This is a genomic window from Tannerella forsythia 92A2 (assembly GCF_000238215.1).
Classification (GTDB): Bacteria; Bacteroidota; Bacteroidia; order Bacteroidales; family Tannerellaceae; genus Tannerella; species Tannerella forsythia.
In genome coordinates this window covers 1,276,641-1,291,188 of record NC_016610.1, presented here as the reverse complement: position 1 = coordinate 1,291,188, position 14,548 = coordinate 1,276,641, and the positions used below count along the sequence as shown (strand labels likewise).

The 14,548-nt window shown below is 50.1% G+C and carries 10 protein-coding genes; 2 read left to right on the top strand and 8 right to left on the bottom strand.

What is annotated here, in order from left to right:
• The first annotated feature begins 4 nt into the window (after positions 1–4).
• Positions 5–2,023, top strand: a complete 2,019-nt coding sequence (locus BFO_RS05205) for a RagB/SusD family nutrient uptake outer membrane protein (protein ID WP_014224605.1) — start codon at positions 5–7, stop codon at positions 2,021–2,023.
• An 822-nt stretch (positions 2,024–2,845) separates the two neighbouring features.
• Complete coding sequence (locus BFO_RS05195) at positions 2,846–3,403, top strand: hypothetical protein (protein ID WP_014224604.1); 558 nt, start codon at positions 2,846–2,848, stop codon at positions 3,401–3,403.
• A gap of 201 nt (positions 3,404–3,604) precedes the next feature.
• Here BFO_RS05195 and BFO_RS05190 read toward each other — a convergent pair whose 3' ends face one another.
• From BFO_RS05190 to BFO_RS05150, 8 genes are all read right to left on the bottom strand, one after another.
• A complete protein-coding gene (locus tag BFO_RS05190; protein ID WP_014224603.1) occupies positions 3,605–4,957 on the bottom strand; it encodes a glucoamylase family protein in 1,353 nt (450 codons plus the stop codon).
• Positions 4,954–5,760 (bottom strand): carboxylesterase family protein, encoded by an 807-nt coding sequence (locus BFO_RS05185; RefSeq protein ID WP_014224602.1) that lies wholly within the window; start codon positions 5,758–5,760, stop codon positions 4,954–4,956. The genes BFO_RS05190 and BFO_RS05185 overlap by 4 nt, the downstream gene beginning before the upstream one ends.
• 8 nt (positions 5,761–5,768) lie before the next feature.
• Positions 5,769–6,560, bottom strand: coding sequence for a LamG domain-containing protein (locus tag BFO_RS05180; protein ID WP_014224601.1), 792 nt, complete (start codon positions 6,558–6,560; stop codon positions 5,769–5,771).
• Between the two features lie 19 nt (positions 6,561–6,579).
• Positions 6,580–8,121, bottom strand: coding sequence for a RagB/SusD family nutrient uptake outer membrane protein (locus tag BFO_RS05175; protein ID WP_014224600.1), 1,542 nt, complete (start codon positions 8,119–8,121; stop codon positions 6,580–6,582).
• 11 nt (positions 8,122–8,132) lie between these two features.
• Positions 8,133–11,150, bottom strand: coding sequence for a SusC/RagA family TonB-linked outer membrane protein (locus BFO_RS05170; protein ID WP_014224599.1), 3,018 nt, complete (start codon positions 11,148–11,150; stop codon positions 8,133–8,135).
• Positions 11,151–11,445: 295 nt separating this feature from the next.
• On the bottom strand, positions 11,446–12,834 hold the full coding sequence (locus BFO_RS05165; RefSeq protein WP_041590700.1) for an alpha/beta hydrolase family protein: 1,389 nt from the start codon (positions 12,832–12,834) through the stop codon (positions 11,446–11,448).
• Positions 12,835–13,088: 254 nt separating this feature from the next.
• Positions 13,089–13,538, bottom strand: a complete 450-nt coding sequence (locus BFO_RS05155; RefSeq protein ID WP_014224595.1) for a YqaA family protein — start codon at positions 13,536–13,538, stop codon at positions 13,089–13,091.
• A complete protein-coding gene (locus BFO_RS05150; protein WP_014224594.1) occupies positions 13,526–14,542 on the bottom strand; it encodes a hypothetical protein in 1,017 nt (338 codons plus the stop codon). The genes BFO_RS05155 and BFO_RS05150 overlap by 13 nt, the downstream gene beginning before the upstream one ends.
• Between the last annotated feature and the right edge of the window lie 6 nt (positions 14,543–14,548).

Genomic DNA, 14,548 nt, shown 5'->3' with positions numbered 1-14,548 from the left:
ACTTATGAAAATCAATATAAAATATCTAAGTCTGTGCACGATACTGGGAACCGTTTCCATGATCTCCACCTCGTGCAACGATCTGTTGGACCTGGATCCGGTGAGCCAGATTACGCCCGAATCCTACTACAACAACGCCGACCAGCTGGCTTCATACCTGAACAGCTACTACGACGGCTTTCTACAGTTGCCTTTCAACGGCGGCATGTATCACGATGTGAATGTATGGAATGACGGTCTGGCACGCTCCGACCGGAATACCGACATCTTTGTGCAGGATGTGAACGGAAATACGAGACTTTTCTCCAATGGACACTGGGAAGTGCCTGCCGGAAAGAGCCTGCAAGGCTACTATGGAAACTTCCGTATCTGCAACTACTTCCTCGAGAGGGTCATTCCGGCTTATGAGGCTAAGAAAATCAGCGGTGACGACGTTCTTATTCGCAACTATATCGGTGAGGCCTATTTCCTGAGAGCCGTCAATTACTTCAATACGATGGCCAGATTCGGCGACCTGCCTATCGTTACCACTGTTTTGGAAGATAATGATGCGGCCATCATAGAAGCCAGCAAGCGGGCGCCGCGCAATGAAGTGGCACGTTTTATCCTTGCAGATCTGGACAAAGCCATCGGTTTCCTTGCCGACCGTGGAAAATTCAAAGGACAGCGCATTAATAAAGAGACAGCCCTGCTGTTCAAGTCGAGAGTGGCTCTTTTTGAAGGAACATTCGAAAAATACCACAAAGGCTCGGGACGCGTGCCGGGCGATGCCAACTGGCCGGGAGCCAAGATGGCGTACAACAGCGGAAAGTCTTTCGATATCGATGCTGAAGTGAGTTTTTTCCTGACCGAAGCGATGAACGCAGCCAAGCAAGTGGCCGACAAAGCAGAACTGACGGAGAATACTCACACCATGAATCCCGCAAACGGAACCGTTTACGGATGGAACGGCTATTTCGAGATGTACAGCCAACCATCGCTGGCAAACGTGCCTGAGGTATTGCTGTGGAAAGAGTACAGCTCGGCGCAAAACATCAAGAACGATGTCCCGCATCGCGTCAAGATAGGATGTGCCGACGGTTATACCCGCGTCTTTGTCGAGACTTTCCTGACCAAGAAGGGGCTTCCCATCTATGCGGACGATACGTACAAGGGTGACGTGTCGATAGACGATGCCAAGGCCGGACGCGACGAACGCCTGCAACTCTTCGTATGGGGAGAAAGCAACATGCTCGATTCCGATCCGAAAGCCCCTACTGCCGGTACTGCCTTTACCAAACCTGACATTACTACAAGTGTAAGCGAAAAACGTGCTATCACCGGCTATCAGCCGCGCAAGTATTACACTTACGACTATAACCAGACGGAAAACGACGAACGCCGGGGTACCAACGCCTGTCCTATCTTCCGTTCTGCCGAAGCACTCCTGAACTATATGGAGGCTTCCTATGAACTGAACAAAAGTTTGGATGCCACTGCCAAAGGTTATTGGCAGAAGTTGCGTGCACGCGCAGGGGTAAGTACGGATATCGATGCCACGATTGCAGCTACTGACTTGACGAAAGAAAACGACTTCGCAGTCTATTCAGGTACGGCAATGATAGACAAAACTCTCTACAATATCCGTCGTGAACGCATGGCCGAACTCTTCAGCGAAGGACAACGCTTTCCTGACCTGATACGCTGGCGTGCCTTCGATCGCATGATTACGACCAAATGGATTCCCGAAGGTGTCAACTTCTGGACCGAAACCTATAAAAAATACGGCGACTTGAAAGCCGACGGATCGGCCGAAGCCATTGTCTCAAGCAAGGACCTGAGTATCTATCTGCGTCCTTACAGTCGGAGCATGCAAAGTACCAACGAACTGCGCGACGGTTATAACTGGCACGAGGCATACTATCTCTATCCCATCGGGAACGAAGATTTACGCTTGGCTTCTCCGGATAAGAAAATAGAAACAAGTAATCTTTATCAGAACATCTACTGGCCGACAACCGGCGGAGCACACGCCGAGAAATAAAAACCGGACATTGTCTGTTTTGAGAAAGCACATTAAAACACTTTTGTAAGCTTTCCTTCAGGCACGGGTTACACATATTTTCGCGGATGATGAATAGCCGTGTTGATCTGTGGAATCCGTGCCTGTTTGTTTTGCTATCACTTCTTTTCATGCAAACCGAGTACGAAAAAAACGAGGTTTTCCTCCCACTCGGTTACGTGAATCTCGCTAACCTCATCGAACATGCAAAACAGTTCGGTCATTTTATCCTTGACAATCCTATAAGCGGCCTCTTTAACTCATTCTTTCCTAAGAATAAAAAAACGCATGATTACCAACTTTTATCCCAAATTACGCAATATACTGTTCGGCGTTTACCATTAATAATGGATGTGCGAATGTACGACAATGGTTACGTCAGGCTTACAGCCCTCCCAACGGGGATATTGCTTTTTCCCCAACGCTTCGCATTGGGCTGAATTATCTCGCCCTTTCAGGGCTGTTTTTCAATTGTTAATTGTCAATGGTTATTTGCCGGGTACATGATTCGGAGTGTACCGCGCATAACCATTAACCATTGTCCGAAAGGGCTGAAAGCCCGAATTATTTCAGCCCCATCCCGCAAGGGTGGGGTATCGACATCCGGACCTTGTTCGGAGGGCTGAAGGCCTGAATTAAATTCATTCTTATTTCTTCTATTGCGTAATCCGGGTTTATAAGAATTTTTATCCCGAACTCACATAAAAAATGTACCTTTGCGAAAAAATTCTAAGAGGGAACTCATGAGAAAGGTACGACAGAAATGAAACAATAGATATAAATCAACACTTAAAAAAAGAGAACATGGAAACAGAAAAAAAAGATTATCCGGTGAACCTCTATGCATATTATGAGGCAAACAGTGACATTGAAAAAAGAACAAACGGGACAAAGAAGATTGTCTACTATGTATTGGCAGCCATCTGTTTGTTGCTGATCATCTTCCCTTCCATTCTTCCGCTTTCCTCTTCCCTGATTCGTGTGATTGGTGTAATCGGGCTGTTATATTTTGGTTTTGTGGCTTATTTCGGTGGCGAAGCATACTACAACAAGCAGAGTGGTGGCAAGATTGTAAAGAGCGCTGTGAAGAAATTCGATTCTTCGGCTGTGAGCGAAGAAGCACTTTTGCAGATGTTCGAGGCCGGTGATTTCAAAGGTCTTGCTGATGCGGCGGAAGCGAACAATCAGCCCCTGCAACTCTATATTCACGAAGATGCGACAGGAAAAGTCTTTTATTTGCAGTTGATGAAATATTTTTCTTCTTCCGATTTCAGAGGGATGAGTGAAGTTAGAGAAGTGCATGAGCCCGAATATTCCGAAGTGCATTCGACCATCAAAAGTATCCGAACCACAACTTCCTAAGTGACCTAATTCGTTGTATTATCAACTGATGTTGTGATCTTAAGGATGGCATCGTCAATCATAAAAAAAGAGAAAGGAAAGGATAGTACTTTTCCTTTTTCTTTTTTATTGCTTTCGGGTAAAAATAAATCAAATATGTTACTTCCTTTTATCCACCGTTATTACAGGCATTTTCTTCTTATAGCGGCTCGCTCTTCGGTTTCAAACAGCAACTTCAAAGCCCAACTTCTTCAGTCCTTCGCGTATTTCGGGGGCGTTCATAAATAAACGCCAGAGCAGCCCCGTACGATGATTTTCGATCATCGGGGCAATGGTCAGCTGATCGATCGCCAAATAACGTTTCGGATACCAACCGTGACCGATACTGAAAGCATCGTAAAAGCCATACACTCCCCAGATACTGTCTCCAAGAGTAAAATAGAAATGACGCAGAGCCTTCATCGATTCGTCGGGGGTATAGGGGAAACTCGACAGCGCCGCCGTAGGCGTGATGACGCCCGGATCGTTCTGCATCGGCCTGTGCGCCGTGTAGCCATTGACCGTGTAGCTGGCCGTCAGTCCCCAGCAGTTCTCGCCGTATCCTTTATGCCCTTGCGGGTTCTGTACGCAGTAGGCATAGTTGATCAGCGCCTGATTACGGTTCACCTCGCCATAATCGGCATACCGGTCTTTCAGCCCTGTCGGGTTCAAGCCGATGTAAGAGTAATGTGCCCAGAAGAGAGGCCCTCCGTAGCCTTCGGCACCGCTATGTTTGACCCGCAACGGTAGCCCGTAAGCAACGGACTCGCTGCGAATACCTCCGCCGCGTGCCCATCCGTTGTGGTAAGCCGAAGCCGGAATGGGATGTGTGGGCGACGAAGCCGCAAGAATATATGCGATCAAGCACTCGTTATATCCTTCGATCGAGAAGTTCATCTGCCATTCGTGTGTGGGACTCCAGTGCCAGTACAGCACATCCTTACCGTTCAGATACCAGTCCCACTCCATCGCATGCCAAAGTGTATCGATCTTCTGCGCCAATGCACGTTCCGACGCATTCCCTTCCTTGAAATATTCACGCACGCACAGGAGGCCCTGCATCAGAAAAGCGCTTTCGACAAGGTCGCCCCCGTCATCTCTCGAGCTGAACGGCTTTACTTTTCCGGTCTTTCCGTAGATCCAGTGTGGCCAGACACCGTGAAACCGGTCGGCACGCGCCAGATAATCGACGATACGGTGAAGCCGCCCGACACACGTATCGCGCGGGATAAATCCCCGCTCAACGGCGACTAACAGCCCTGCCAGGCCGAAGCCGCTACCGCCCGTAGTCACGACGTCGGCATCGTTCTGCGGATAAACGCCGTCTATATGGATGCGTTCGGGAGCCAAGCCCGATGTCGGCTCGGCTCCGTCCCACATATAATTCAAGTGCGTTCGCTGAATATAATCGAGGAACGCGTCGTCGTCGGCAAATGTCAGCAGACGTTGCTCGGCCGGGAGTGTCTCTTTCTCCGATTTTTTATCGCATCCGACGGTCAGGCAGAGGCACAGGAAAGCTGAGGCTATTGCTCTCATAAGCCTCCTCCGTCCGGTTTGCGCTGTCCGAACAGCCACGAGAGGTAATCGGACTGGCTAAACGCCGGGTTCCAACTGCCATGATCAATGCCCGGAAATTCAATGTATTCTGCCTCGATGCCGGCCTTCTTTAACGCCAGATAAGCCTCGCGCGAAAACTCTACCGGCACAACCGAATCGGAATCTCCGTGGTAGATACGGAACTTTGTCGATGTAACAAGTTTCTCTAATCGCCCGGTATGTATGCCTCCGCAGATGGGGATCGCGGCAGCAAAGAGATCGGGGTAACGGCAGACAAGATCGAATGTACCCATGCCGCCCATCGACAGCCCCATCACATACACACGACGGGGATCGACGGGGTATTCGGCCATCGTCCGGTCGAGGAGTTCCTTCACCAATGCGAGCGGTCGTGAGATTTCAGCGTCAATCGGAAAAGGATTGCCGTCTTTGAAACCGTCGGGACGTAGCGGCGTAGGCCAGTAGCGATCTTCCGGACATTGCGGGAACAATACGAAGGCGGGGTATTGTGTTCGGTTAACGGGATTGGTAAAAAGCATGCCTCCGTGAAACAGTTGTTTCTCATTGTCCGAGCCGCGTTCACCCGCTCCATGCAGAAAGAGCACTAACGGATACGTTTTACCTTCGGCTACGTTTTCAGGTTTCAGACTGCGATAAAGCAGCGAGTCGCCGCTCTTCGATACATACACGTCGCTCTCATACTGAGGGAATTTCTTCTGAGCGGAAATCCACTGCATGCCGCAAACACAGCCTAACAGCAAGATGCAGATTCGTTGTTTCATAGTGTGCGTTATTTATTCATTAACTGTTTGATCTCGGCAGCTCTCAATGCTTTGTTGTAGATACGCAGCTCGTCGATCAGGCTGTGATCGGAGAGGTGGTTCCACTCGTTGAAGCGCGGTGACCCCGAACCGATAGACATCAGATCGCAGCCGTCCCAGCTGATGCGGGTCAGGTTTGTGGCGGCCACCTCTTCACCGTCAAGGTAAAGGAAAGCCTTCCCTTCGGTCAGCACCAGCGCAACGTATTTCCATGCGTTCGTCTCCGGATCAAGGTCGGCCTTAGCGCCACCGTCTAACCAGCTATCGGCCGTTCCGTTGCCCACATTGGCCTTGATGCGCTGCTTCGCACTCGCTTTTTCGCGGAAGATACGGAAGCCGGCTTTGCGGTTATTTTGTTTGTCGGCAGGCTTGCCTTCCGTCTTGGGAGCAAGCACGAGCAGACCGGCACGGTCGGGCACAGGATTGAGCTTGTACCAGAACGCAAACGTCATCGACGATCCTAACGGCGCGGCCAGATTGGCCACGTCAAACGTAAGATAGCTGTCTTTGGCCCCTGTATATGCTTTACCTTTTTTCCCGTCGGTCAGCGAGGGTGTTCCTGTCGGTAAAGCCTCAGAAAGACTTTGGTATTCCTCAAAATCCTTGTCGAACGACAGATAGAAGATTTGTCCGTCGGCGCCGAGCGGCGGAGGTGTCGGCTGCTGCGGATAGTCGAACGGCGGGTCTTGCCCCAAGTCCTGAAAACATGACGTTAGCAACAAGCCGGCCAATGCGATTCCCATATACATTGTCTTTTTCATAAGGTCTTGTTTTAATCGGTTAGTAATTCGGATTCTGTTTGAGTACGCCATTCGACTTGTCGACTTCCGTTTGCGGCAAAGGCAGTAACGCATGCTTGTCCTGATAATTCGTTTTGCCGGCCGCATGCAACACTTCGCGGGCGATGCCCCAGCGCACAAGGTCGTAGAAACGGTCGAACTCCATACCCAGCTCTACCCGGCGTTCGTGACGGATGGCTTTGCGCATCTCGGCCGGATCGGTTGTCGTTACTTTCGGCAGAACAGCAGCATTGCTTCCCCGGGCACGAGCGCGTACCATTTCGAGGTATTCCATCGCTTCGCCTGTTTTGCCCGTCTCATTGGCCGCTTCGGCCGCCATAAGTACGACGTCGGCATAGCGAATCAGGCGAATGTTGTACCAGTGGCCACTCTTTGTGTAAGTGGCACGCAGCGTAGGATCGGTGTATGCTTTCTTATTATAGTATTTATTGACGACGGAAGCATTGGCAACAGGCCGCTCGCCCCACGGTTTGTTTGGCTCAATCGTATTCGCGTCTTCGCCTGTCTTGACAAAGTAGAGCAACGTCTCGTCCTTGCGCGGATCGCCTTTTTCAAACGCATCAGCCAACAACTGAGTCGGCGTATGCCAACCCCAGCCGAGATTCCATTCGCCGGCGCCACGCACGCCCTGCACCTGTGCAAACTGGCTACCGATCTCGTTCGAGCCCGGTTGTGATGGAGTCGCCGTACATTGCAGCTCAAAGACGGACTCGCTGCTGTTCTCACCCGATTCACGGAAGATCTTGTCGTATGGCGTATTCAGGTTATACAGGCCGGACTTGATTACTTCCGTGGATGCCGCATACATATTCGTCCAATCATTGCGTTGCATGCAGGTCCTTGCATGCAGTGACCGTGCGGCGCCCCAGGTCAGACGACCGGTGTATACGGCCGGCCACGTCTTGGGCAGATGCGCTTCGGCGGCGGTCAGGTCGGCGTCGATCAAAGTGTAGATATCTGCCGCGGGAGACTTCGGAATATTCGCCTCTTCGGCCTTGTTCACTTTGAAATCAATTTTGGGCACGTCGCCGAACGCACGTACCAGATTGAAGAAAGCGAAGGCACGGAAGAAATGCGCTTCCGACTTGTTGATGCGGTCACCATCCGATAGGGAACCTTTTTCCTTCTCGCTCTGCTCGATGTCGGCAATGACTTTATTGGCTAAGATAATCAGCTCGTAGTTCCCGGTCCAGTAGCCGGCAATCAGTCCGTTTGTTGCAATGTATTCAAAGTCGTCGAACATTTTGCCGTGTGCCGCGCCGTCGGAGGCCGTACTGCCTTTTTCGGCATCTTCGGAACGGAAGCAATGCACTGCCAGTGCCGTTGTTCCGCCTGTTACGCTAAACCCGCGCATCTTGGCGTACAAGGTAAAGACATCGGACTGAAATGATCCGCCACCGCTTTCATCGCCCTGTATCCACTCTCCCTGCGGACGCTGATCTAACAGGTCGGTGCATCCGCCCGTCAGCATCGCAAGGCCTGTTGCGAGTATTCCTATGATATTTCTGATAGAATGATTCATAATCGATGTATTTAGAAAGTTAAGTTAAATCCGAAAGTATAAATCACCGGCATGGGATACGTTCCTCTGTCGATACCCGATTCCAAGGCCGAGCCTTTCATCTCGGGCGTGTATCCCGTGTTACGCCGCCATGTTTTCAGGTTCTGAATATTCGCGTACAATCGTAGCGACTTCAGATGCAGCTTGCTCAACAGTGCCGGATGGAGTTTGTATCCGAACTGAACGTTACGTATGCGGAAGAAACTGCCGTCTTCGATAAAATAGTTTGAATTTAGCAGATTCAATGCCCGCGACGGGTTCAGAATCGGCTCCCAGTTGGACGTACCTTCACCGTGCCAGCGATTCATCCGCGAGGTAAGGTAGTTTAACTGAGCATACGTCGGGTCATCCCAGGTCCGGTAGATTTCGTTGCCATAGACTCCCATCATGTCGACACCCAGATCGAAGTTTCGATATTCGAGGTTGACGTTGAAACCGTAGGTAAGGTCGGGTGTCGGATTACCGATCATCGTACGGTCGTCCTGCGTGATCACGCCGTCGCCGTTCACATCCTTAAACTTCAGGTCGCCGGGTGCCGGACTGCCGACTTTATTCGGGTAGTAACGCTTCACGTCTTCTTTGTTCTGGTACACGCCGATAACCTGATAACCGTAGAAGTGTGCCACAGGATACCCTTCCATCGAACGCGAGATGCCTTTCGGTCCTTCAAAGATGGCATCCTCGGGGCCACGTCCGAGCGAAAGCACCTGATTGTCGATTGTCGTCAGGTTACCTGATACGGTGTATTTCAGCCCGCTTTCCCCGATTTTATCCGACCACGAAGCCGAAAGCTCCATGCCCCGGTTACGGATCTCTCCGAGATTTTCGAGCGAATTTTTCGCCCCCGAGAAACCCGATAACAAAACAATAATATCTTTCGTTACCTTGTTATAATACACCGGCTCAATACGAAGCCGATTCCCGAAGAAAGCAATCTCGAGACCGGCCTCCCATGCGTGCGTTTTTTCCCACGACAGATTACGGGGCAGATACTTCAACGAGTAGCCCGCGATGATGTTGTCGCCGAAAACAGCGCTGCCCGAGTTCTCCAGTCGAGGATACGTAGGATAATGGAATCCTCCGGTATTCTGGCTTCCTAATACTCCCCACGAGCCTTTCAACTTCAGGTAGTCGATCATCGACTGATTTTTCATGAACGCCTCTTCCGAAACGACCCAGCCTGCACCGAGCGAATAGAAGTTCTCCCACGTGTTGCCTACCGAACGGAACACCGAAGCGCCGTCGCGACGGTACGACACGTTGAGCAAATACCTGTTCTGATAGCTGTATAACGCCCGAAGCAGGTACGACATGGTGAAACGGCGGTGTTGTGCACCTCCGTTCGACGAAGCTTTCGCATCGATCGAGGAAATCCACCATTTATCCTTGTCATTATCGGGAATCGAAAAGATGATATCGTTAAGATGTTGTTCTCTTGCGCCTTCCAGCAGCGAATATTCGGTATAATTTGTGGTTAATCCGGCCATCGCCGTCAAGCTGTGTCCGCCCGACGACAAGTCGTAAGTCAGAATATAGTCGCTCTGTGCGACGGTACGTGTCGATTTATTTTGCGACACCGATTCGCGGTCGGTCAGATTCTCTTTGCCTGCAACATCGGGATTGTACACATAAATAATCGGACTGAATCTCCGCACTTCCCCTACGGCATAATCCAACGAGAAAGTCGTTTTAAATTTCAGATTTTTCAGAAGATCCACTTCGCCGTAAATATTTCCGGCCACCCGGTTGTTTACGCCGACCGCATGTCCGGCTCGCGTTTCCACGTCGATCATCGGGTTCCACACCTGTGCCCGCTGAAAATCAGGAAGTGTATGTAGCAGGCCGGTTTTCTCATGATAGACCGGAGCAATCGGTGCGGCCCGGATGGCTCCCGATACGCCTTTGGCATCGGACGGCCATGTACGCGAACCGTTCACCTGAAATCCGAAGCGCAAAAAATTAGTCACTTGATAATCGCTGTTCAGGTTAGCCGTTACCTTCGAGTACTTTTCATGCAGAATATTGCCTTCCTCCGATGTGTAGCCGAGGCCTAAGTAGAAACGGTTCTTCTCGCTGGCACCCGTGATGCTTACATTGTGGTTCGTCATAAAACCCTGCCGGAAGATCACGTCCTGCCAGTCGGTATCGGCATTCCATTTCGCATAGTCGTATGCGCCCAGTCCCTGATTGACTCGCTGTTCATCATATAGTTCGCGGAACTGAGCGGCATTGGTCATCGACATCCGGTCGGCGACGTTTCTGAATCCGAACGATGAGTTGATGTTCACAACCGTCTGCCCGGATTTGGCGCGTTTCGTATTCACGATAATCACCCCGTTGGCGCCGCGAACACCAAAGATCGCGAGCGATGAAGGGTCTTTCAATACTTCCATCGACTCGATATCGGCAGGGTTCAAATAGTTGATGTTGTCAGAAAATAATCCATCCACAACATATAACGGCGCATATCCGTTGATCGAGTTTGTGCCGCGGATACGAATTTCCGGATCCTGTCCGGCATGTCCGGCATTGACCACCTGCACTCCCGCAAGTTTCCCCTGTATGGAAGCCAATGGGTTCGTCGACGGACGATCGGCAAACTCGGCGGCTTTGATACTGACGATCGACCCCGTAAGGTCACGCTTCTTGGCGCTTCCGTAACCGATAACCACAACTTCGTCCAATACCTGCTGATCTTCCGACATCCTCACATCGATACGTGAGTGTCCGTTGACGGCCTGCTCCACCGTCGTCATACCGATATAACTGAATACCAACGTCGCCTGAGCCGGAACGTCGGATAGCGTGTACGAACCATCGAGGCCGGTCACGGTCCCATTCGTCGTACCTTTTACCAGAATACTGACACCAATAGCGGGCTCACCCGTGGCTTGCTCCGTTACAACGCCCGAAACGGTTATGCGTTGCTGGGCAAAAAGCCATAACGGCATCAGCAGAAAACTAAAAATAAGTAGCAATTTACTTTTCATGGGTATTCTTTTTTTAATGTTACTGCAAACAATCCGATTTTTTCACAAAAAAACCGATAATCCCCCTACTACCCAAAAAACGACCTGCTGCAACGTTACGCCATGTTATAAAACATACGCCATATCCCTACGGCTTCACTACGGCAAAACGCTTTATCCTCTTTTAGATCAATACAATTATTTTCCCGACGAAAACAATATCAGGGATTGGTAGAGCTCCACATTCCCTTCATGGCTTTTTCTTCCTGCCGGATACGTATGGCGAGGAAACAGCCGTAAACCAATCCCTTTTCTTTCATTTCCGTTCCTTGATCCACGCGACGATGATTTCGAGTGCCGAAGGGGCAAACGTTTGTTCGATTGTAGCATATTCATCGAGGGCTCCGGTCGTGCACTCCTGGAAAAGATGATTTAACCCTGGAAGTTCGCGAACAGTAACATCAGTATTTCCTCCCTCCTCCAATGCTTTCCGGATAGCCGACAAATTGGATTGTGCGGCAACTTGCATATCTTTCGTGCCATTGAGTGCCAGCACGGGACAGGTTACTTTTCGGAGCGTCGGGGCGGGATCATAGCGCAGAAAGTATTGCATCCACGGAGAGAGCATCCATCTTGCTGTGGCTTTCAAAAGCGGATCATCCACATCTATACTAAATTCAGGCTGAACAACTTGCTCGGACTGCCTTATGTAAACAGTCAGACTATCCAATACATACTTCTGATCACTGCATGTAAGAATTAATTCATACATCCTTTCTGTAATCCGGTTGTTTATCTTACGTGCGCTGTCCGGTACACCCGATGCTTTAGCCATATCTTCGACCTGTGTTTTCAATACTTCATGGCCGGGCACACCTACCCCGGCAAGCATCACCACAAACGCCACACGTTTGTTCCTCGCCGCGACCATCGGAGCGATGATGCCTCCTTCGCTGTGGCCGATCAGCCCTATCCGGAGAGAATCTACCTCGTGGCGAGTCCTCAGGTATTCGACGGCCGCTTCGGCATCATTGGAAAAATCGGACGAGGTAGCCGTAGAGAAACGGCCGCCGGACTGCGCCGTGCCGCGGTCATCATACCGCAGTACTCCGATACCGTTTCGGGTCAGGTAATCGGCTACCACTAAGAAGGGTTTATGTCCCATCAACTCTTCGTCACGGTTTTGAGGGCCACTGCCCGAGATCAGAACGACAACGGGATACTTCCCTTCTTTCGCAGGCAACGTTAACGTGCCGGCCAGCGTGATGTTATCGGTCGAGTTAATAAACGTGACCTCTTCGGTGTAATACGGAAATGGCGGACGAGACTCTTGCGGGCGTTTGAACAGACCTTTGGATATATCGTTACGAACCATATCAAGCGGTATCTTCATCCCCACCTGCGAGAAGGTGCCTTTCAGCGTATCGTTTGCCAATACCGCATCATAAGAAGCCCCCAAGCTTCGCATAACGATACGCAACGCAGGAGGGTTGAATGTAACCGTATCGCACGGAATACCTTTCGCACCCTGATCGGGGCTGTCGAGCGTAGCAGAAAGTCCCTGCTCGCTTCGCTGAATGTGAAACACAAGGCGCAGTTTGAAACCACTCACGGACATACTTCCGCTCCATGGTCCGGTAATCTCCTGTGCCGAGAGCGTTCCCGTCATGAGCATTGCCACCATACATAGCATTCTTTTTTTCATAACAAAAAAAATGTATTCATGTTTTGGAAATAATCAGCCCGACCATAAAGCCGGCAATTGCAAAAATATCAATTCTTCTGAATAAAATAAAACCTCAATTGAATAATGTTTATTTCTTTTATCTTCAAAGTCTATTTCTTCAATACAAAATGATGCGAATGAAATCGTATTTTTGCAGGACTGACGAAATATTTTGCTTGTCATCCGGTCTCCCATTCGGATATATGCCTGTTTTAACGCTTTGCAATAAGACTTCAGACGGCTCCCTGCACTTTATATACCAGCTCCATCCATACCCAATAACGGAGGGCTTTGCCAAGCAGCATCCAGAAAGCGACCCTCCATACGTTGGCACGTAAAAAACCGAGTGCCACGGCAATAAAATCGCCGATACCGGGTACGAACACGAAAAAAGCTGTCCATGAGCCTTTCCCGCTGATCCATTGCTGTACTTTCAGCAATTTGTCGATGTTGAGCCGAAGGTATTTCCTGATCCATTCCACCTTCCCGGCTTTTCCGGTCCAATAGCATGTCATTCCGCCGAGAAAATTACCCATCGTCGCCGCAATCATACAAGGCAGATACGATGCGCCGCCCAACAGGACTCCTGTGAGCACAACCTCGGAACTGAAAGGAAGGACGGTGGCCGCCAGAAAAGAGGCAATGAAAACACCGATGTACCCGTAATCGATCAGAAAGTCCATAAACGAACGAGCAGCAAGAGCATGAGGAAGATGACAATCAGGATATAGAACAAGTACGTCAACAGGTTACGTCGGTCGGAGAAGAAATAGGAAACCAGCATGGATGAGGGTACATAGAAGAGGCATAGAAAATCGACCGAATGCTGTTCGTACAGGCCGAGCGGTATCAACGAATAGAACGCGAAGACCAACAGGAAGGAAAGAAATTGCCGTGTACGTATGTTATGCTCGAATTCATGCAGTAAAATATAGATATACGTAATAATCGTCAGACAAACGACACAAATCGAACTGAGCCATTCGATTCGCAGAGGATTACTCAGAAAGAACGGATGGATGGCCGCCAATTGCTCCTTCAGTACAATAAAGAGGGTGTAATCATGCTTCCAAAGACACCAGACAAATACGAATCCGAAGGTGGTAAGGATACCCAGCACGGAAGTGAGCAGGTTTTGAGGCGTCAGCGAATGCAGACGGTACATCCCGAACCAAAAAAGCGGCACCATCCAAAGCAGATGCGGCCAGATCAGACTGCCCAGACTCAGGTACACGGACCAATTGAAAACGCGTCCTGTCTGTTCGGGGCTTTGGTACGAACTGAAAAGCTCAGCCAGCGCTCCGAGCAGGAAGAAAAGAGTGAGAGAGGCCGGACGAAGGGGGAAGATATCCGGATTAGTGCTGACAAAAAGTAGAAAAAAAAGAAAAGGCAACAGCGTCTTTCCTCGAACGATAACGAACGAAAAATTGATTCGCTGTATAATAAAAGCGAGCAAACAGATCAGCGAGCATCCGATCAGGTAGGTGAAACGCTTGTCGGGCAGTATCGCACAGACAGCCTCCCACACCGGTGAGCCCCCCGTATTGCAAACGACCGGATAGCCGACCGAGTATTGATATCCTACCGTCCAACATACCAGACAAACCAGTACGGTAAGGATAAGGTTGGGCAGTCTCGACAGATTGATCCGTTTTCTGCGCTGAAACTCTTCGGATTCTCGTCCCATATCCGG

Coding starts and splice junctions, on each gene's coding strand:
- BFO_RS05175 (WP_014224600.1), bottom strand. CDS start 8,121: ATGAATCATTCTATCAGAAATATCATAGGAATACTCGCAACAGGCCTT.
- BFO_RS05180 (WP_014224601.1), bottom strand. CDS start 6,560: ATGAAAAAGACAATGTATATGGGAATCGCATTGGCCGGCTTGTTGCTA.
- BFO_RS05155 (WP_014224595.1), bottom strand. CDS start 13,538: ATGGACTTTCTGATCGATTACGGGTACATCGGTGTTTTCATTGCCTCT.
- BFO_RS05205 (WP_014224605.1), top strand. CDS start 5: ATGAAAATCAATATAAAATATCTAAGTCTGTGCACGATACTGGGAACC.
- BFO_RS05165 (WP_041590700.1), bottom strand. CDS start 12,834: ATGAAAAAAAGAATGCTATGTATGGTGGCAATGCTCATGACGGGAACG.
- BFO_RS05185 (WP_014224602.1), bottom strand. CDS start 5,760: ATGAAACAACGAATCTGCATCTTGCTGTTAGGCTGTGTTTGCGGCATG.
- BFO_RS05190 (WP_014224603.1), bottom strand. CDS start 4,957: ATGAGAGCAATAGCCTCAGCTTTCCTGTGCCTCTGCCTGACCGTCGGA.
- BFO_RS05170 (WP_014224599.1), bottom strand. CDS start 11,150: ATGAAAAGTAAATTGCTACTTATTTTTAGTTTTCTGCTGATGCCGTTA.
- BFO_RS05150 (WP_014224594.1), bottom strand. CDS start 14,542: ATGGGACGAGAATCCGAAGAGTTTCAGCGCAGAAAACGGATCAATCTG.
- BFO_RS05195 (WP_014224604.1), top strand. CDS start 2,846: ATGGAAACAGAAAAAAAAGATTATCCGGTGAACCTCTATGCATATTAT.